The organism is Frankia tisae, assembly GCF_025403405.1.
In the GTDB taxonomy this organism is placed as follows: Bacteria; Actinomycetota; Actinomycetes; order Frankiales; family Frankiaceae; genus Frankia; species Frankia tisai.
This window is the reverse complement of sequence record NZ_JANEZT010000770.1, coordinates 1-673: the sequence shown is the minus strand read 5'-3', so window position 1 is coordinate 673 and position 673 is coordinate 1. Positions and strand designations below refer to the sequence as shown.

The 673-nt window shown below is 62.1% G+C and carries 1 protein-coding gene; it reads left to right on the top strand.

Features of this window, described 5'->3' with window-relative positions; translation table 11 throughout:
- Positions 1–336: 336 nt before the first annotated feature.
- The coding region (locus NBZ85_RS31600) for a DUF1203 domain-containing protein (RefSeq protein ID WP_261563479.1) at positions 337–673 on the top strand (337 nt) is incomplete at its 3' end.

Sequence of the window (673 nt, the reverse complement as noted above, 5' to 3'; positions counted from 1 at the left end):
TTACCGAAACATTCAATAATCCGCCTGCAGGACTCCATTGAGCGTGTGATTGGCTACAATGAGATATGAAGGCGCACGCCGCGACTGCAGCCGTCCGAGGGTAAGACATGAAATTGTTCCAAAAAGAGGATGGTCGCCGAGCATATAGAACCGGAACACTCGGTGAAACCTTGCGTTTTTTGCGTAGCTCGTTCGGGCTTACATTCCGCAGCGAAGTGTCAGGTTCGCGTGGTGGCGCGCGGTTCCGGTCGCCCCAGGCGAGCCGACAACGGCAGCAAGGAGCGGGACGCTTTCTCCCTCCGGAGCCCGCATGGTTTCCGGGAGAGGGAGCACCCCATGACCCGATACCGCTGCGTACCGATCGATGCCGTCATCGCGGATCGCTTCCGCCAAACCGGGCGCGACGACTTCGACAATCCGGTCCGGTCGGTCACGGCGACGAGCGACAGCGGGTTTCCCTGTCGGCAATGCCTGTGCTGCGCCGAGCCGGGAGAGCCGATGCTGCTCGGGTCCTACGATTTCGGGCGTCCGCGCGGCATCTACTGGGCCCCGAGCCCGATCTTCCTGCACGCGCAATCTTGTCGGAGTTTCGCCGCGGCAGATGTCGTCGCACCGATCCTTCGCGCCAACACCCTGGTGTCGGTCCGGGCCTACGATGCGGAGGATCTTTGCC